The organism is Sorangium sp. So ce321 (assembly GCF_051530195.1).
Lineage (GTDB): Bacteria > Myxococcota_A > Polyangia > Polyangiales > Polyangiaceae > Sorangium.
In genome coordinates this window covers 11694777-11712331 of the sequence record NZ_CP150329.1, presented here as the reverse complement: position 1 = coordinate 11712331, position 17555 = coordinate 11694777, and the positions used below count along the sequence as shown (strand labels likewise).

Below are 17555 nucleotides of genomic sequence, written 5' to 3'. Positions count from 1 at the left end.
GCGGGTCGAGCGTCGCCCTCGCTACACCGTGTATACGTCGATCTCGGTGCGGATGAGCCAGTTGATGTTCTTCCCGCTCTCCCCCGTGAGCTGGGCCTGGACAGAGTTGCTTTCCACGATGAGGTTGAAGTCCCAGCTCGCGTGGTTCTCGCCGTCGGTGCCGATCGTCTGGACCGCGCCGACGGCCTCGGCCCCGACCACCACGCCCGGGTTCCGGCGCGCGCCCACCGCGCGTCGGTAGACCGCGCACTCCCCGTCCTCGCTCCGCGCGATCGCCACGACGCTGGCGTGCACGACCGAGTTCAAGGGCACGGAGTAGAGGCTGACCTGGGTCGGATCCGTGGAGCTCTCGAGGCGGAAATGGGTGACGAGCGAGGCCATCCAGTCGTTCCTCTTCCAGCTGTGGACCTTGCGGTATACGTTGCCGGTCGCGCGGTCGAGGTAGCGAGAGCCGGGGGGCGCGTACAAGTTGCCCTCGGGAGACCCGAAGAACGCGAGATCGTAGACGCCGTCCTCGACCGCGTCGTCGTCGCCGCTCTGGGGGATGACCGGCGTGGAGACGCTGAAGCCGTCCCCCTGGCTCGCGTCGTATCCCGAGAACTCGAGGTCGCGCAGCTTCAGGTCCTTCGTCTTCCTCCTGCTCTCATCGATCCTTTCGATGAGGATCGGCTTCTGCTGGACCGTGTCCCTGGTCCGGTAAAAGCGCGTCCCCTGGAGGGTGACGTCTTCCACGGAGCGCAGGTGCATCCCGGAGCGTTCGTTGTCGTAGATCTCGCCGCCGCTGACCATGATCCTGCCCGTCTGGTCGATGGCGGGCAGCGCCCCCGCTGCCGGCGTCGCCACGTCGGTCACCTTGATGCCGGCGCCGTTGTCGTGCAGGATGCAGCTGTCGACGATCACGTCCTCGACCGCCGACAGGAGGATGCCGGCGCTCGGGTTGCCTTCGCAGATGAGCCCGGAGATGACGACATCTCTGCCCACCGCTCCGGGCTGGGCCGAGCTCACGCGGACGCCGTAACCCTCGGTGAGTTGCTGGTTGGGGGCGCTGGGGTCTTGGTAGGTGACGACGTTGTCCTTCGCAGAGCCACCGATGATCCTGACGTTCCGGAACGGGTGATAGTTGACGAAGATCGGTGCGCCCGCCGCGATGGCCGGCGTGTAGCCTGCGGCCAGGGTGATGGCCCAGGTCTGCGTCGGGGGGGCCGGGTCGGTGGTGGGGGGCACGAGGGTGGCGGACAGGACCGGCAGCTCCTCGATGCGCTTGGTCGTGGGGTTCCAGAAGCCGAGGTTTTCCATGAGCACGGGCTCTGTGGCGCTGGGGAACGTCACATTGAAGGACGTCTGCGACGGCGCCGGCGACGAATCGACGGGGACGGAGCCATACTCTCCCGGGTAGACGAAGTTGAACCCGACGCTGCATTCGGTCGCGTGGCAGTCGATGAAGCTGACCTCTCGAGCCTGTGCGATATGGAATCCGCCGCCCTCGAGCTCGCGGTTCGTCAACGTGCACAGGTTGTTCTTCGACATGCACCCGACCACGGTGACGCGCCTCGCCCCGGCGAGGTAGAAGCCGGGCTTGCTCACGCCCTCGACCACGCAGCCGGAGATGATCCCATCGCTCGACCAGTATTCGATCATGATGCCGCTGGTCCTCGAGCCCAACATCCCGGTGCCGTTCCCCCGCACCGTGACCCGCTCGCAGAACCAGTCGACGCACCCGTTCATGACGAGCCCCGCGGAGTCATCTCGCCCGGCCCCGGCGAACTCGATGGTGAGGTCGCGGACGCCCACGTTCTTGAGGTTTGGTTCCCTGGTGTTGACTTGCTTGCTGAAGAGCAGCGGAATGGCGACTTCCGCAGGCGGGGCGGTGTAGTACTTGAGCACGGACTCCCGGCCTTCCCCTTCCAGGATGACACCATCGTACGGCACCACCAGCCCGGCCTCGAGCTTGTAAATCCCCTTCGGGATATAGACCACGCCGCCGCTGCCGTCGCTTGCCGTCCCGGCGGCGTCGTTGATCGCGGCCTGGATCGCTCCATGGTCGGCGGTGCCATCGTCGCCCACGGCGTTGTAGGGGGCGTTCTTCACATTGAAAATCATCGTCGCTCCTCCGGGTGCAATGAACGTCGCCCCTGCCCGCCATCTTCCGGCGGGGCATGCGGACGTCATCGCGTCTGCGCGACCATCGTCAATCGACCCGACGAGGCGCATGCCGCGGGTCGAGCGTCGCCGGCGCCGCGCGAATGCGCCGGCCAGAGGAGCTTTCAATGGAGTGCTCGTACAGGCAAGCCGCCGCGGGAGTAGAGCAGCTTTATGGCCGCCTCACGGCGCTTTCCAGGCATGCGCCGGGACATCGCGCATCGCGTCGCGTCGACTCACGATCTCTGTCGTACCGCCCCGCGCTCAGCGCTCGATCTCGACGTGCCACGCATCTTCCGAGATCTGCTCGACCGAGGTGCGGATCCCGAGGAGGTCCCGGAGCAGCTGCAGGTGGGTCGTCATGTGCGACGAGGGCCGCACGGTTCGGAAGGCGCCGCGCCCCGCGAGGGCGATCGGCAAGAGCAGCTGATCGGCCAGGTATTCGCCCACCGGCACGCCGGCGGCGAGGTAGTCGCGCGCCTCCTCGGCGACCTTCGTGGCGACCACCTCCGCGCGCACGCCCTTCTCGCCGAACCCGGTGAACACCTCGGTCACGTGCTCGCTCTCCACGGCGATCGTGAGCACGTTGCCCGGGCCGTGCCCGCCGGTCAGCACGCTCGGCTTGAAGCACTCGGGCTCCCACCCGAGCACCGCCGCGGCCGCGGCGAGCTCGCGCATCGCGACGGAGCTCGGCAGGTTTGACACCGTGGCGACGGCCCGCTTCCTGCGGATCTCCCCGCGCGACAGCAGCGTGATCGGCGCGAGCGACGGCGCGGGCGCGACCGAGACCCGGGCCAGCCCGCCGCCTGCGGGGTAGAAGCCTGGCGTCACGAGCGTCGCGGTGATGTCCGGCCCCATCCGCCGCACGAGCGGCAGGTAGGCGAGCTCGAGGAAGTCGAACGGCGGCGCCATCGGGTTGTGCGTGCCGCCCTCGAGCGTGAGCGTCGACGGCGCGGGCGCGCGGAGCAGCGCGGGGAGGACGGTCTGGAGCACGAGCATGGTGCTCCCCGCGCTGCCGACCCGGAACGTGTGCTCGCCGGGCGCGATCGCGGTCGGCCGGAAGACGATCTCCTGCGACCCGATCGCGGCGCCCGACACCTCGGCGCGCCCGATCTGGGCGGCGGCCTGCACCGAGGTGAGGTGTTGCCGCATCAGGCCCGGACGCGCGCGGCCCTTGCGGATCGAGGTGATCCGGACGGGCGTCTGCGTGATCAGCGAGAGGCTGAGCGTCGTGCGGAGGATCTGGCCTCCTCCTTCTCCGACGGATCCATCGATGGTCAGCATGGCAGTCGACTCTCCCTGGATGAGCGATACCACGACCCCGGGCCGCGGCTCACCCCTTCACGCAGACGACCTGTCGCAGGGTGTGGACGACCTCGACGAGGTCCTTCTGCGCCCGCATCACGTCGTCGATCGGCTTGTAGGCCGCGGGCGTCTCGTCGATCACGTCCTCGTCCTTGCGGCACTCGACGCCGGCGGTCGCGGCCTCGTGCTCGGCGACGGTGAAGCGGCGGCGCGCCTCGGTGCGCGACATCACGCGGCCCGCGCCGTGGCTCGAGCTGCAGAAGCTCTCCGGGTTGCCGAGCCCGCGCACGATGAACGAGCGCGCGCCCATGCTGCCCGGGATGATCCCGAGGTCGCCCGCCTGCGCGCGCACGGCGCCCTTGCGCGTCACGAGGACGTTCTTCCCGTAGTGGTGCTCGCGGGCCACGTAGTTGTGGTGGCAGTTCACCGCCTCGACGGTCGCGTCGAAGGGCGGCAGCTCGCCGGACTCGCGGAGCGCGCGCACCACCTGCGCCATCATCAGCTCCCGGTTCACCGCGGCGAAGTCCTGCGCCCACGACACGGCCTGCATGTAGTCGTGGAAGTGCTTCGTCCCGTCCGGCAGGTAGGCGAGGTTCGCGTCGGGCAGGTTGATGAAGAAGCGCCGCATCTCCTGCTTGGCGAGCTCGATGAAGTAGCTCCCGACGCGGTTGCCGACGCCGCGCGACCCGCTGTGCAGCATGACCCAGACGCGGTCTTCCTCGTCGAGGCAGAGCTCGATGAAGTGGTTGCCGGTCCCGAGCGTCCCGAGGTGCTCGATGGCCGAGCCGCGCCCGAGGCGCGGGTGCTTCTCGACGATCTGCTTGTACCGCGGCTCGAGCGCGGCCCACGCGTCGAGCTGGGCCTGGGGCGGCGAGCGCCACGCGCCGCGGTCGTTCTTCCCGCCGTTGTCGGTGCGGCCGTGGGGCACCGCGCCCTCGATGGCGGTGCGGAGCCCGCGCAGCGAGTCCGGCAGCTCTGCCGCGCGGAGGCTCGTGCGCGCGGCCATCATCCCGCAGCCGATATCGACGCCGACGGCCGCCGGGATGACCGCGCCGTGGGTCGCGACGACGCTCCCCACGGTGGCGCCGATGCCCTGGTGGGCGTCGGGCATCACGGCGATCCACTTGTGGACGAACGGCAGCGACGCGAGGTTCTTGAGCTGCGCCTCCGCGGCGGTCTCGAACGGGACGCCGACGGTCCACGCCTTGATGGGCACGCCCGAGTCCGTGGGAATGACGTTGTAGCTTCGCTCCATGGCTGGTTCTCCGGGAGGGGTCGAGCCGTCCGGCTCGCCGCGGTGGTGGGTGGCGTCTCTTGCGTCAGGTCGCGTCTCGCGCGTCGATCGCGTCTCTTGCGTCGCTCGCGCTGTTTCGCGCTCTGTCGCGTCCGGTCACGGCGTATCGCACGGCGCGTGCCACCCGGGATCCGGCGGGAACCCCTGGGTTCGGGGCCCTCTGGTCGGGGCGCTTATCTTCCTGTATAAGGTGCCTAGAGATCCATCTATGACCCGCAAACCCACGGTGGTCCTCGGCATGCTCGGCCCGACGCTGGACACGGGCAAGACGCCGGAGCGCTGGTCGCACTGGCGTCCGAGCGTGGCGCTCTGCCAGCACGAGGACCTGATCGTCGACCGGTTCGAGCTGCTCTACCAGCGCCGCTTCGAGGCGCTGGCCGAGACGGTGATGAAGGACGTGCGGCACGTGTCGCCGGAGACGGAGATCCGCGGTCACGTGGTCGAGGTGGACGACCCGTGGGATTTCGAGGCGGTGTACGGCGCGCTCCACGACTTCGCGAAGGGGTACCCGTTCGCGCCGGACCGGGAGGACTACCTCATCCACATCACGACGGGCACGCACGTCGCGCAGATCTGCCTGTTCCTGCTCACCGAGTCGCGTTACTTCCCCGGCCGTCTCATCCAGACGTCGCCGCCGAAGCGCGACCGTGCGGAGCTCGCGGCCGGGTCGTTCGCGGTCATCGATCTCGACCTCTCGAAGTACGACCGCATCGCGTCGCGCTTCCAGAAGGAGCAGCGCGAGGGGGTGTCGTTCTTGAAGAGCGGTATCGAGACGCGCAACGCGGCGTACAACAAGCTGATCGAGCGGATCGAGCACGTGGCGATCGCGTCGCGCGCGCCGATCTTGCTGATGGGCCCGACGGGCGCGGGGAAGTCGCAGCTCGCGCGGAAGATCTACGACCTCAAGAAGGGGCGCCGGCAGGTGAGCGGGGACTTCGTGGATCTGAACTGCGCGACGATCCGCGGCGATGGGGCGATGTCGTCGCTGTTCGGGCACACGAAGGGCTCGTTCACGGGCGCGCTGAAGGACCGCCCGGGGCTGCTCCGCAAGGCGCACGAGGGGGTGCTGTTCCTCGACGAGATCGGCGAGCTCGGCGCGGACGAGCAGGCGATGCTGCTGCGTGCGATCGAGGAGAAGGCGTTTCTGCCGGTCGGGTCGGATCGGGAGGTACGTAGCGAGTTCCAGCTGCTCGCCGGCACGAACCGGGATCTGTCGCAGGAGGTCGCGGCGGGGCGCTTCCGGGAAGACCTGTTGGCGAGGATCAACCTGTGGACCTTCCGGCTGCCGGGGTTGCGGGAGCGGGTGGAGGACATCGAGCCGAACCTCGACTACGAGCTCGACGCCTCGGCGCGGCTGCTGGGCGTGCGGATCACGATGAGCCGCGACGCGCGCGCGCGGTTCGTCAAGTTCGCGATGTCGCGGGAGGCGGTGTGGCCGGGCAATTTCAGAGACTTCAACGCGGCGGTGACGCGGATGGCGACGCTCGCGCCGGGGGGGCGCATCGGGGTGGAGATCGTCGAGGAGGAGATCGAGCGGCTGAGCGAGGCGTGGCGGCGGGGGCCGGCGGGGGGCGGGGCAGGGAGTGCGGGGGGCGCGGGCGGGGCGGCGGGGGAGGGAAGCGACGGGGATGGGGAGGACCTCGTGGTCGCGGCGCTCGGGGCGCGGAAGGCGGCGGCGCTGGACCAGTTCGACCGGGCGCAGCTCGCCGAGGTGCTGCGGGTGCTGAAGAGCGCACGGTCGCTGTCGGAGGCGGGGCGGGTGCTGTTCGCGGCGTCGCGGGCGAAGAAGAAGAGCGTCAATGACGCGGACCGGCTGCGGAAGTACCTGGCGCGGTTCGACATAGACTGGAGCGCGCTGGTGGGCGAGGGGGGGTAGGCGGGGAAGAGGGGGGCCGCGCTGCCCAGGCCTCGGAGGCGGTGTGGGGGAGCACGATTACTCGATCGTACGGGTTTGCGCAGGCTTCGCCGCCGGGAGATCGCCGTCGCCGAGCCGCTCCACCGCCCGGGTGCCGCCCCCCGCGGTGAGGTCGAGATGCGCGCCCTCTTGGAGCTGCTCTGGCTGGTCGAGCCCCGGAAGCGGAAGGTGCTGGTCCTCGTCGGCGAGGGCGAGCAGGTGAGCGAGTCGCCCGGAGCCTCGGGTTGCCCATCGGGACCGCGTTCTCACGGCTCCGCCGAGGCCGCAGGCGCCTGGCTACCGTGCTCAAGCGGTGGCGTCGGCATGACTAGATTGCGGAGACTTGTTGGCCTGCCCCGAAGTGGCCTTAGCACTATTGAAGAAATGCAGAGATGCAGATGCCAGGCAGGGCATTGATAACCCTGTGAATGTTTAGTCCGGGCACAGAACCGTCATCTACCAACAAGCGCATCGTTCGCGCCCATGACGTTTCTAGCGTAGGCGTATGCTCGAGCATAAATTTCGCAATCGGCAGGTTGTCGCCGGAGTCTGGGTTTCTTCTTAAACCTCGTGGACGAAGTGGCAGCCGTTGGACCAAGGCGCATGTACGATTGCGACCTGCGTTGTGTTCACTAAGATTTGTTGGGATTCAAATCGCGAATCCCATGGAGGAGTTTATGTCGACCATCATTATACATTATACGGAGTTTCTGCAGTTCTCGTGCTTTACCGAAGATCCAGCGGCAATGCCTAGGCCGACTCAGTGTGCAGGCATGGCGTTCTTTGTTGCAATATCAATTCGCGACGTCACTTTGACGGACCATAATAGTCAATTTTTCCTGAATCCAGGCCTGATCTTTCCTGCGTCTCAGGCTTCGCCGGCTGCGTCCTATGTGGGGCAGCCATTAAGTAACTATGGGCGCTCTGTTTCACTTCTTCTTGCTCCCGCCATGGGGTTCACGTTCAGTGGATCGGGCCAGGTCCCCATGTTGATATTTCGACGAGTAGAAGTTCCATCGCCGCCTGGTACGCCAACACAGTTGTCCTACGAAGCAAATCCAGAAGATGTCGTGGTGTTTGCTCCGAGTAATCCTAGGCCAATACCGACCGCCAATTTGGCGGATCCGAGCAGCTTTCAAAATCGATAATATCGATTATGCATTAGTTGGATTTAGCGCATTTGCCGAACGTGCCCCAAGCTGGACTCGACGCGTTTGTGTATGATTGACGACTCACGGTTCTGATAGCCGTCCCTTACCCGGAGCTCCCGCAGGACTGTGGAACGTAGCCGCGAGGCCAGGACCGGCGCGCTGCATCTTTCCCGCGCGCCGCGCATCGGCGGCACTTGGCGCTACCAATTGGGACCTGCGGCTCTGGGATCGCCCCCGCCTGCCGCGAGGTATGCGAGCTCCAGCTCAAGGCCGGGGGCATCAGTTGCCTGGCATCGAGCGAAGATCGCCGTCGCCGATCCGCTGGCCTACATCGCCCGCCGGGAACGGGGCCGTCGCCCCACGGGGAGGTCGAGGCGCGGTAACCGCGCAGCCATCGCCATGGGCGTAGCCCCTTGCGGCTCTCGCTGGGGTCGGCCCCCGCCTTTCGCGAGGCACGCATGCCGCGAGGCATCACGCCTCTCCGAAGACACGGCTCTCGCCGTGTCTTCTTGGTGGAGGCGCCGGGAATCGAACCCAGAGCTGAATCTGCGGGGCGGATGCGCGGGAGACACGGCGGACGCCGCGTCGGACGCGTCGGAGCGGTGTCAGAGGCCATCGACGGCTCGATTCCTCTCGTATACCCGAGTGCCCTCTCGTGGCGCCCCGTGCCCTGGAGTCGGGGCACACGCAGGTCACACGGCGGCGAACGAGCCCAGCCGATGCCCCTAACGGGGCGGAGAGCCGTCGCGCGATCCGCTTCGGACGTAGTGAGCCAGCGGGTGAACGGGACGGTGCCGAACTTGCTGACGCACGCCTTGACGATCCACGTTGCCGATCGCGCTCCGGCCCTCGTTTGCAAGCACCGTTTGGACGTAATGTGGTCCAGGTCACCTGTTGACGCCGCCTTTCGGTAGGAGAAGCATCCCGGATCGGGGGATGGCATGGGGCACGGGCTGAAGGCAAAGACGCGCGTGCTCGTGCTGTGCGGCTGTGCCTGTGCGCTCGTCAGTAGTGTTCCGGCGCCGGCACACGCACTCGAGTTCAGCGGCGGCGTCAGCGTGGGCGGGATCTGTGACCGAAATTGCTAGGAGGACCAATGCTGGAGCTCACCACGACATTTACACCCGCGGACGGGAGCTCGCCTCGAACGATCACGCTCCGGATCAGCGACGTGCGTCCGGACCCGGATGGCTTCACGTGGTCCATTGCCGTTGATGTGCTTGGATTTAAGCACGATGACAGTGTGCGCCTGAAGCAGGTGGACTGGGCGGCTGCGATTGAGGACGCGGGGCGATTCATCAAGAGGATGGTGGCAGACAAGGTGGAACTTGCGGGCGGAGGAACGCTCGATCCGCCCGTTCTTCCTCCGGAAACATAGACCTGCGACGACACGATGCCGCGCGTCGATCGGGGAGCGCGTCCTCGCGAGCACCGACCTCGCCGAGCTGGACCGCTGGAGCTGCCGGGCCGCCGTCGTCAGCGGTGACCGGGAGATCCTCGCCCACGCCGGAATGCACCGAGGAACTTGGGCGATGCCTCAAAGAGTGTGACAAGAGGTGCAAGTGATGATGGATCTGATTTTCAAGGTGACCGGAGAGGGCGGCGAGTCGCGTGACATCCTGGTTCGCATCCACGAGCCGACGCGAAACCCTCCGGAAAAAAGTGGCCTTGGGCTGTCACTGTTGACATCGATGGGCCCCGGAGCGGCTCCTCCTGACGACGATGTCGTTTCAGGACCCGGCTGGCCGGGAGCCGGAGAAGCTGTACCACGGCTTCATCCTGGGCCTCCTGGTGCACCTCGAGGGGTGGCCGGTGCCCTCTTCTAGCATGACTACATCGTCCCCCGAGTTCGTCCCGGGCCGTTGGCGCGACGCTGTGCGAAGAAGCCAGGGGTAGCGACCATCGGGAGCGCAGGGGCCGATAGGCCCCTGATTTAGGGTACGCAGTACTACTGCGACCCAAGGCGTGCGCGTCGAGCGTCGCTCGCTCGGCTCGGTTCTCGACGCATTCTTCACGCATGACCCCGCCGGAGGTCAGAGGGTTCTCCCGGAGACTCGCGCGCAGGTGGTCCAGGTGGAGACGCCGTGATCTCGGCATGGGCCAGCTTGCTCGCGTGGGCAAGAGATGCCATCCCTTCGCCCACCTGGCTCAGCACCCTCGGAGCCACCCAGGAGGATCCATGAGGACTGTTCACCGCGCTGCGCTGGCAGCCACGAAGAAGGGCAAGCATCGCGCTGGGTACCACGCGCTCCTCGGCGCCCTCGCGATGTCGCTCCTCGCCTGCGGGGGTGACGAAGGTGACGGGCAACCTCCGCCCGGCACCGAGCAACCGGCGAAGACTCCCCAGGAGGCCTGCGACGCGCTCTCCGGCGTCACCCTCGGCGACGCCACGCTCAGCAGCGCCACGCTGGTCGCGGCAACCAACGGGGTCGGCGAGCACTGCAAGGTGGCTGGCCTTATCGGCACGAGCCTCCGGTTCGAGGTGGAGTTGCCAACCGAATGGAACAAGAAGCTCCTCTATGTCGGCGGAGGCGGCTGGGACGGAGCCATCTCGCCCATCTTCTTTCGCCCGCCCCGGGACGCCTCGGGGGAGTACGTGATGGTGGCCTCCAACGGCGGGCACGACGATCCGACGGGCGGGGTGTTCCTCAATAACCCGGAGGTGCAGCAGGATTTCGGTTACCTGCAGATCCACAAGGTCCTCGGCGCCGTCCTCGCGACGGTACAGGAGCGCTATGGCGAGCAGCCCGCGCGAAAGTACTTCGAGGGCTGCTCGAACGGCGGGCGCGAGGCGCTGATCCAGGCGACCCGGTGGCCTGAGGATTTCGACGGCGTCGTGGCGCGGGCGCCTGCCTACAGCTTCACCGAGCTCACCCTCGCCTTCAACAACATCATGAAGGACCAGCTGGGCACGCCGGGGGGGCAAATCACCACGGCCAAGGCGGCCACGATGTCCAGCGCCGTGCTCGCGGAGTGCGACGCGCTCGACGGGGTCGACGACGGGGTGGTCAGCCACGTCGAGGCGTGCGCCTTCGATCCGGCGAGCTTGCTCTGCACGGCCGGCGATGCGGACACCTGCTTGACGCAGGGGCAGCTCGAGACCGCGCAGGCGATCTATGGAGAGTTCACGCTGCAGGACGGCACCTCGATCTATCCCGGCTGGGGCCCCGGCGGCGAGGACGAAGGCTTCCCGGCCTGGCTCATCGGCAACACGGCGGACTTCCCAGTGCCACTGCAGATGTTCTTCGCCGAGTCGTTCATCCGGAACTGGATCATGAAGGACCCGGCCTACGACACGCTGCAGTTCGAGCCGGAAGCTCACCTCCCCGAGATCCAGGAGGCGGCCGAGGTCGTCGACGCGTCCTTCGACCTGACGGAGTTCTTCGCCCGCGAGGGGAAGGTCATCCTCGTGCACGGGACGTACGACTGGGCGATCAGCTACAAGGGGTCGATCGAGTACTGGAATGGCGTCGCCGACGCCGTGGGCGGCGAGGCCGCGCGGGACGAGAACATGGAGTTCTTCCTCCAGCCGGGCGTGCAGCACTGCTTCGGCGGCGTCGGCGCGGATACGGTCGATCTGCTGAGCGCCCTCGAGACCTGGGTCGAGGAAGGGAGGCCGCCGTCGACCCAGAACCTCGTCAGCTCGAAGGTCGACACGACGGGCGCGGTGCAATTCGAGCGGCCGCTCTGCAAATACCCGGAGTATCCGCGGTACAACGGCAGCGGCGACGCGAGCGACGCTGCGAGCTATACCTGCACGATGCCCTGAGAGCGCGGCTCCTGGGCGAGCATGGCCTCCGCGACGCCGTGCACGGAGCCAGGCACGCCCGCGTTGCGCTCGATGAAACCGAACCAGCCGTCGTGGCGGAGGCGCCCGGGGCCGCCGGCCCGGGTCCCGATCCACAGCGCGCGGGCGCCATGCGCTTCCGCGCTCGGCACGAGCGTGATGATGTGAGTTACGTCCAGATCAAGGTCGCCCAGGAACGCGTGGTGGAGCAAGGCCCCGTGCCGTGGACGATCGTGCGAGCGACCAGTTTCACGAGTTGCTCGCGGCGACGCTCGGCTCGGCGAGCCGCTGGGGCGTGCTGCCGCTGCCCCGCGTCCCCCTACAGACCGTGGCGAGCGTCGAGGTGGCGCGCGCCATAGCCGATGTCGCCGAGGGCGCGCCACGCCGACGGCGCATCGACGTGGCCGGCCCCGAGGTCACCGACATCCGGAAGCTCGCGCGCGTGTGGCGGTCGCTGACGGGCCGGCGCACGCTCCTCCTCCCGATCCCGCTCCCCGGAGAGATCGGGCGCGCCCAGCCCGCAGTTTCCAGCGCCACCAGTACAGCTGCTCCGGCTTGTACCCCTCGCGCCGCGCGAACTTCTCGGCGCTCAGCCCGCTCCGCTCCCATCGCTCCACCCGCTCGGCCCACTCCACCCTCGTCGCCATCGCTTCCTCCTTCGCGATGGGGACAGGTAACCGGCCCCGCTGGGGTGGTCACGATGGCGTTGGTCGGGCGGTTACCGATGGGCGCCCATCCACTACATACGGGGTAGACCCTCTCGATGCGGTTGAAAACGGAGCCCAGCACGCCGCGATCGTGTTGCGCGGGGTCCATGGCGATGCGCTCGATCCGCCCATCGAGCCGCGGATGAAGGAGGGCGAATAATCGACTCAGGGATGCGCCAAGCCTGCCCATCGCTGGGACCGAGGCGTACTCAGCATCAGCTCCCTGGGTGCTGCTCGAAGACGGACGGCTCGCTCGGCTCTGAGGACCAGCCTGTGGCAGGGAGGCCGGCCTGCGCCGCGTTGCCCGGGGAGCACGGGGTGAGACCTCCGGCCGTAACCGCCCAGCCAAGGGCATCGTGACCGTCCGCGCGGCGCCGGTTACCTGTTCCCATCAGGGGCCTGGCTGCGGCGCGGCCTGGCACGTGCCGGCCACGCACGCGAGCTGCGGCGGTGGCGGGCACGGGCCGCACTGGAGGTTCCGGCACGCGGGGGGTTACGGGCGTTGAGCTCCCGGATGAAGGCTCCGCTGCCGTCGTAGACCATCAGGTTGGACGCACTCGCGACCGCCCTCGACGAGATCATGCCGCAAGAGCAGCAGCGGTCGACCGCGGCCACGATCACGCAGTCCGACGCGGCAGCGCAGGTCGCCGGGCCGGGCGGCAGGGGCGACCACGTCGGCCAGCCGGCGACGGTCGCCGTCGATGCCGCAGTCGGCGTCACGGCGGCAGCGGGCGGCGGCGACGACCGTGAAGATCCAGCTTCTGACTTCGTCCCGCAACGCCTGTGGCGCTGGCAGGCGACGCGCAACGCGGCGTACAACAAGCTGATCGAGCGGATCGAGCACGTGGCGATCGCGTCGCGCGCGCCGATCTTGCTGATGGGCCCGACGGGCGCGGGGAAGTCGCAGCTCGCGCGGAAGATCTACGATCTCAAGAAGGGGCGCCGGCAGGTGAGCGGGGACTTCGTGGATCTGAACTGCGCGACGATCCGCGGCGATGGGGCGATGTCGTCGCTGTTCGGGCACACGAAGGGCTCGTTCACGGGCGCGCTGAAGGACCGCCCGGGGCTGCTCCGCAAGGCGCACGAGGGGGTGCTGTTCCTGGACGAGATCGGCGAGCTCGGCGCGGACGAGCAGGCGATGCTGCTGCGGGCGATCGAGGAGAAGGCGTTTCTGCCGGTCGGGTCGGACCGGGAGGTACGTAGCGAGTTCCAGCTGCTCGCCGGCACGAACCGGGATCTGTCGCTGGAGGTAGCGGCGGGGCGCTTCCGGGAAGACCTGCTGGCGAGGATCAACCTGTGGACCTTCCGGCTGCCGGGGTTGCGGGAGCGGGTGGAGGACATCGAGCCGAACCTCGATTACGAGCTCGACGCCTCGGCGCGGCTGCTCGGCGTGCGGATCACGATGAGCCGCGACGCGCGCGCGGTTCGTCAAGTTCGCCACATCGCGGGAGGCGGTGTGGCCGGGCAGTTTCCGCGACTTCAACGCGGCGGTGACGCGGATGGCGACGCTCGCGCCGGGGGGGCGGATCGGGGTGGAGATCGTGGAGGAGGAGATCGAGCGGCTGAGCGAGGCGTGGCGGCGGGGGCCGGCGGCGGGGGGCGGGGGGAGCGCGGGCGGGGCGGTGGGGGAGGGGAGCGACGGGGAGGGGGAGGACCTCGTGGTCGCGGCGCTCGGGGCGCGGAAGGCGGCGGCGCTGGACCAGCTCGACCGGGCGCAGCTCGCCGAGGTGCTGCGGGTGCTGAAGAGCGCGCGGTCGCTGTCCGAGGCGGGGCGGGTGCTGTTCGCGGCGTCGCGGGCGAAGAAGAAGAGCGTCAACGACGCGGACAGGCTGCGGAAGTACCTGGCGCGGTTCGATGTCGACTGGAGCGCGCTGGTGGGGGAGGGCGGGTAGGCGGGGAGTGCCCTCTCGTGGAGCCCCGTGCCCTGGAGTCGGGGCACACGCAGGTCACACGGCGGCGAACGAGCCCAGCCGATGCCCGTATGGGCGGAGAGCCGTCGCGCGATCCGCTTGGACGTAGCGAGCCAGCGGTTGAACGGGACGGTGCCGAACTGCTGACGCACGCCTTGACGATTCACGTTGCCGGTCGCGCTCCGGCCCTCGTGTGCAAGGACCGTTCGGACGTAATGTGCTCCAGGTCACCTGTTGACGCCGCCTTTGGGTAGGAGAAGCATCCGGGATCGGGGGAGGGCATGGGGCACGGGCTGAAGGCAAAGACGCGCGTGCTCGTGCTGTGCGGCTGTGCCTGTGCGCTCGTCAGTAGTGTTCCGGCGCCGGCACACGCACTCGAGTTCAGCGGCCGCGTCAGCGTGGGCGGGATCCAGGTCGGGATCGAGCCCAGGCTCGCCGTGAGCCCCTTCGCCGGGTGGCTGACTGTGACCGAAATTGCTAGGAGGACCAATGCTGGAGCTCACCACGACATTTACACCCGCGGACGGGAGCTCGCCTCGAACGATCACGCTCCGGATCAGCGACGTGCGTCCGGACCCGGATGGCTTCACGTGGTCCATTGCCGTTGATGTGCTTGGATTTAAGCACGATGACAGTGTGCGCCTGAAACAGGTGGACTGGGCGGCTGCGATTGAGGACGCGGGGCGATTCATCAAGAGGATGGTGGCAGACAAGGTGGAACTTGCGGGCGGAGGAACGCTCGATCCGCCCGCTCTTCCTCCGGAAACATAGACCTGCGACTACACGATGCCGCGCGTCGCTCGGGGAGCGCGTCCTCGCGAGCACCGACCTCGCCGAGCTGGACCGCTGGAGCTGCCGGGCCGCCGTCGTCAGCGGTGACCGGGAGATCCTCGCCCACGCCGGAATGCACCGAGGAACTTGGGCGATGCCTCAAAGAGTGTGACAAGAGGTGCAAGTGATGATGGAGCTAATTTTCAAGGTGACCGGAGAGGGCGGCGAGTCGCGTGACATCCTGGTTCGCATCCACGAGCCGACGCGAAACCGTCCGGAAAAAAAGTGGCCTTGGGCTGTCACTATTGACATCGATGGGCGCCCATCCACTACATACGGGGTAGACCCTCTCGATGCGGTTGAAAACGGAGCCCAGCACGCCGCGATCGTGTTGCGCGGGGTCCATGGCGATGCGCTCGATCCGCCCATCGAGCCGCGGATGAAGGAGGGCCAATAATCGACTCACGGATGCGCCAAGCCTGCCCATCGCTGGGACCGAGGCGTACTCAGCATCAGCTCCCTGGGTGCTGCTCGAAGACGGACGGCTCGCTTGAGGCGCGCGCCTTGCTGGACCTGCTCTGGCTGGTGGAGCCCCGGGAGCGGCGGGTGCTGCTCCTCGTCGGGGAGGGCGAACAGGTGAGCGAAGTCGCCCGGAGCCTCGGGGTGCCCATCGGGACCGCCTTCGGAAGGCTTCGCCGGGGCCGCAGGCGTCTTGCCGCCGTGCTCAAGAGGCGACGTCGCTCACGGTAGACCCCCGCCTCCCCGGCCAGATCGGCGACTGCGAGCAGGTGAGCGAGGTCGCACGAAGCCTCGGGATGCCCATCACAATTGCCTCAGCGCGGTTCCGCCAGACCGCGAGCGCCTCGGTTGCGCGTTCGCGCGCTGGCGGCGCACATTCATCTGCTGATCTGCCGTCGCGGTAGCTCGTTAGGCGGCTATCGACGGCGGTAGGGGGTCAATGTGATATCTGGATCGTATGCAGACTCGACTTCTGATGCTATTATCGGCACAAATTCTTCAAATGGTCCACGGGTCACGTCTCCTAGTCGGCCCGTGATGTTGGCAACGACCTTGCCTCCCAAATCAAACCTAAACGGCTGCCTGCTCAGTGATGCGCGAATTTTTCTGCTTATGTCGTCGGGAAGTGTGGCCAATAGCTGATTAAGCTGGTCGCGACCAAGGTCAAAGCTTGCGAGGTATTCTGTTCCATTGTCGTCGTGGGTTGCCATTGTTGTGTAGAGTCCATCCTCAACCATGGCGATTTCCTGAAGATAGTAGGACACGAATATGATATCTAAATCCTTTCCGATGCCAGCGCGACGGGCGTGGAGTCCGTAATCGGGGGCGAAGTTTCGGAGCTCCGGAGTCTTAAGGTATTGGGGAGCTAGCAACAGCTTGACTTCTTCCCAGGTGGCCGGAAGCGCATTGAGGGTGATGTGACCAATAGGTGCTGACTCTCGAATGTTATAGAGCGCTAGTTCCCGCCCGTTGCAGAGGGCATAGTGTTCGCAGCGGACCTCTGGATGGATCGCATAGCTGTATGCCTGCTCGACATGGTGAGATGCGACGATCGGCTCCCAGGGAGCCTTCGCATCAAGAATCAGGATGGAGGTGTCGTCAGCCCATAAAGTGTAATCCGGTGTGATCTGGACCGGATGCTTCTTTGACCCAATCATCACGTAGGGGTGAGCAAGGCTCTTGCTACGCTGCACTCGCGTAGTCCCGCTTGGTGTGTAACCAAGTGTCCGAAGGATCGGCGCGATAATTTCTTCCCGAACGGCGTCTTCTTTGAAGTCAGGGCTGTCGAGGACTGAGAAGTCAAATTCTTCTAACGGCGTCATGGTGTCTCTTGGTCGCCCAGTCAATGCTTAGATATTTTGAAAGTCAATGTGCCTAGTTACGTTGATGGGCGAACGAGAAGAATTCTCTTGCGCTTCCTTCGATTTGCCGTTCTAGGCTGCTTCAGCAGAGCGCCTGTATGTGCTGTCGCACCGCTCTCTGCAGACCATCGTGGTGGTATCACTCTTGTCCTCGCCGCCGAACCAGCTACCCCCCGGCCACCCCACTCTGTGAGGCCAGCGGAGATACCGTCCCGTGTCAAGAGCAGCCCGCCTCCGATGCTCCCGTAGGTGGAGGGCGGCGTGCTCCCGACGAGCGGCTCCTGGGATGTTCCGCTGTGGCTGTACGTGGGTCTCTCGGATCCAGCCTGCCGCAGGCACGCCTGCCGCGAGGCAAGGCATTACGCCTCCCCGAACTCGACCGCCCTCCACCATGACCCGGCCCGCCAAGTCGCGGCGAACAGCCCGAAGCCGTCGTAGGCGAGCTCCAGCACGAGGCCGGGAGCGACCGACAGGGCGAGGGTCTCGACATCCTCAGCGAGAGCGGCTTCAGCGATGGCGGCGAGGTCGTCAGGGTCGATCATGCCGGAGGTGCCGACGGGGCGGGGGCGCCGGTTGCGTCGCGTCGAGCGGGGCAGGGTTCCGTCGCTGGCCGGGTGCGGTCCCCTCATTGGAAGTTGAGGCGCGCGTCGTCTTAGACCTGCTCGGACTCCCACATCCACGGGCGCGCACGGCGCTTAACTGTGGCTCCCCTACGGC

At 67.1% G+C, this 17555-nt stretch carries 13 protein-coding genes and 1 pseudogene; 7 read left to right on the top strand and 7 right to left on the bottom strand.

Going from position 1 to position 17555, the window contains the following annotated elements:
• Window positions 1-21 precede the first annotated feature (21 nt).
• The 3 genes from WME89_RS43530 to WME89_RS43520 form a co-directional block, all read right to left on the bottom strand.
• The gene (locus WME89_RS43530) at window positions 22-2100 is read right to left on the bottom strand and encodes a right-handed parallel beta-helix repeat-containing protein (RefSeq protein ID WP_438005471.1); all 2079 of its coding nucleotides are present in this window, start codon (window positions 2098-2100) and stop codon (window positions 22-24) included.
• Window positions 2101-2403: 303 nt separating this feature from the next.
• Complete coding sequence (rtcA, locus tag WME89_RS43525) at window positions 2404-3423, bottom strand: RNA 3'-terminal phosphate cyclase (protein ID WP_438005470.1); 1020 nt, start codon at window positions 3421-3423, stop codon at window positions 2404-2406.
• A 49-nt stretch (window positions 3424-3472) separates the two neighbouring features.
• The gene (locus WME89_RS43520; RefSeq protein WP_438005469.1) at window positions 3473-4699 is read right to left on the bottom strand and encodes an RtcB family protein; all 1227 of its coding nucleotides are present in this window, start codon (window positions 4697-4699) and stop codon (window positions 3473-3475) included.
• A gap of 247 nt (window positions 4700-4946) precedes the next feature.
• Here WME89_RS43520 and rtcR point away from each other — a divergent pair, with 247 nt between their 5' ends.
• From rtcR to WME89_RS43505, 3 genes are all read left to right on the top strand, one after another.
• A complete protein-coding gene (gene rtcR / locus WME89_RS43515; protein ID WP_438005468.1) occupies window positions 4947-6614 on the top strand; it encodes an RNA repair transcriptional activator RtcR in 1668 nt (555 codons plus the stop codon).
• 2265 nt (window positions 6615-8879) lie between these two features.
• On the top strand, window positions 8880-9161 hold the full coding sequence (locus WME89_RS43510; RefSeq protein WP_159397614.1) for a hypothetical protein: 282 nt from the start codon (window positions 8880-8882) through the stop codon (window positions 9159-9161).
• An 801-nt stretch (window positions 9162-9962) separates the two neighbouring features.
• Window positions 9963-11552, top strand: a complete 1590-nt coding sequence (locus WME89_RS43505; protein WP_438005467.1) for a tannase/feruloyl esterase family alpha/beta hydrolase — start codon at window positions 9963-9965, stop codon at window positions 11550-11552.
• Here the strand turns inward: WME89_RS43505 and WME89_RS43500 are convergent.
• Together WME89_RS43500 and tnpA are read right to left on the bottom strand one after the other, a co-directional pair.
• The gene (locus WME89_RS43500) at window positions 11531-11782 is read right to left on the bottom strand and encodes a hypothetical protein (protein WP_438005466.1); all 252 of its coding nucleotides are present in this window, start codon (window positions 11780-11782) and stop codon (window positions 11531-11533) included. The genes WME89_RS43505 and WME89_RS43500 overlap by 22 nt on opposite strands.
• A 204-nt stretch (window positions 11783-11986) precedes the next feature.
• The gene (tnpA, locus tag WME89_RS43495; protein ID WP_438005465.1) at window positions 11987-12217 is read right to left on the bottom strand and encodes an IS66 family insertion sequence element accessory protein TnpA; all 231 of its coding nucleotides are present in this window, start codon (window positions 12215-12217) and stop codon (window positions 11987-11989) included.
• Between the two features lie 859 nt (window positions 12218-13076).
• On the opposite strand from tnpA, the pseudogene WME89_RS43490 reads away from it, so the two are divergent.
• The 4 genes and pseudogenes from WME89_RS43490 to WME89_RS43475 all read left to right on the top strand — a co-directional run.
• A pseudogene (locus tag WME89_RS43490) lies at window positions 13077-14169 on the top strand (sigma 54-interacting transcriptional regulator); the annotation flags it as partial.
• A 507-nt stretch (window positions 14170-14676) separates the two neighbouring features.
• The gene (locus WME89_RS43485; RefSeq protein WP_438005464.1) at window positions 14677-14958 is read left to right on the top strand and encodes a hypothetical protein; all 282 of its coding nucleotides are present in this window, start codon (window positions 14677-14679) and stop codon (window positions 14956-14958) included.
• A 187-nt stretch (window positions 14959-15145) separates the two neighbouring features.
• The gene (locus tag WME89_RS43480; RefSeq protein ID WP_438005463.1) at window positions 15146-15415 is read left to right on the top strand and encodes a hypothetical protein; all 270 of its coding nucleotides are present in this window, start codon (window positions 15146-15148) and stop codon (window positions 15413-15415) included.
• 11 nt (window positions 15416-15426) lie between these two features.
• Window positions 15427-15708, top strand: a complete 282-nt coding sequence (locus WME89_RS43475; RefSeq protein WP_438005462.1) for a sigma factor-like helix-turn-helix DNA-binding protein — start codon at window positions 15427-15429, stop codon at window positions 15706-15708.
• 185 nt (window positions 15709-15893) lie between these two features.
• On the opposite strand, the gene WME89_RS43470 is transcribed toward WME89_RS43475, so the two are convergent.
• Both WME89_RS43470 and WME89_RS43465 read right to left on the bottom strand, forming a co-directional pair.
• Window positions 15894-16799, bottom strand: coding sequence for a hypothetical protein (locus tag WME89_RS43470; RefSeq protein ID WP_438005461.1), 906 nt, complete (start codon window positions 16797-16799; stop codon window positions 15894-15896).
• 398 nt (window positions 16800-17197) lie between these two features.
• On the bottom strand, window positions 17198-17380 hold the full coding sequence (locus WME89_RS43465) for a hypothetical protein (RefSeq protein WP_438005460.1): 183 nt from the start codon (window positions 17378-17380) through the stop codon (window positions 17198-17200).
• Window positions 17381-17555 lie beyond the last annotated feature (175 nt).

What these genes read in the sequence shown, in the direction of transcription:
- WME89_RS43530 (WP_438005471.1), bottom strand. Translation starts at nt 2,100, where the DNA reads ATGATTTTCAATGTGAAGAACGCCCCCTACAACGCCGTGGGCGACGAT.
- rtcA (WP_438005470.1), bottom strand. Translation starts at nt 3,423, where the DNA reads ATGCTGACCATCGATGGATCCGTCGGAGAAGGAGGAGGCCAGATCCTC.
- WME89_RS43520 (WP_438005469.1), bottom strand. Translation starts at nt 4,699, where the DNA reads ATGGAGCGAAGCTACAACGTCATTCCCACGGACTCGGGCGTGCCCATC.
- rtcR (WP_438005468.1), top strand. Translation starts at nt 4,947, where the DNA reads ATGACCCGCAAACCCACGGTGGTCCTCGGCATGCTCGGCCCGACGCTG.
- WME89_RS43510 (WP_159397614.1), top strand. Translation starts at nt 8,880, where the DNA reads ATGCTGGAGCTCACCACGACATTTACACCCGCGGACGGGAGCTCGCCT.
- WME89_RS43505 (WP_438005467.1), top strand. Translation starts at nt 9,963, where the DNA reads ATGAGGACTGTTCACCGCGCTGCGCTGGCAGCCACGAAGAAGGGCAAG.
- tnpA (WP_438005465.1), bottom strand. Translation starts at nt 12,217, where the DNA reads ATGGCGACGAGGGTGGAGTGGGCCGAGCGGGTGGAGCGATGGGAGCGG.
- WME89_RS43485 (WP_438005464.1), top strand. Translation starts at nt 14,677, where the DNA reads ATGCTGGAGCTCACCACGACATTTACACCCGCGGACGGGAGCTCGCCT.
- WME89_RS43480 (WP_438005463.1), top strand. Translation starts at nt 15,146, where the DNA reads ATGATGGAGCTAATTTTCAAGGTGACCGGAGAGGGCGGCGAGTCGCGT.
- WME89_RS43475 (WP_438005462.1), top strand. Translation starts at nt 15,427, where the DNA reads ATGCGCCAAGCCTGCCCATCGCTGGGACCGAGGCGTACTCAGCATCAG.
- WME89_RS43470 (WP_438005461.1), bottom strand. Translation starts at nt 16,799, where the DNA reads ATGACGCCGTTAGAAGAATTTGACTTCTCAGTCCTCGACAGCCCTGAC.
- WME89_RS43465 (WP_438005460.1), bottom strand. Translation starts at nt 17,380, where the DNA reads ATGATCGACCCTGACGACCTCGCCGCCATCGCTGAAGCCGCTCTCGCT.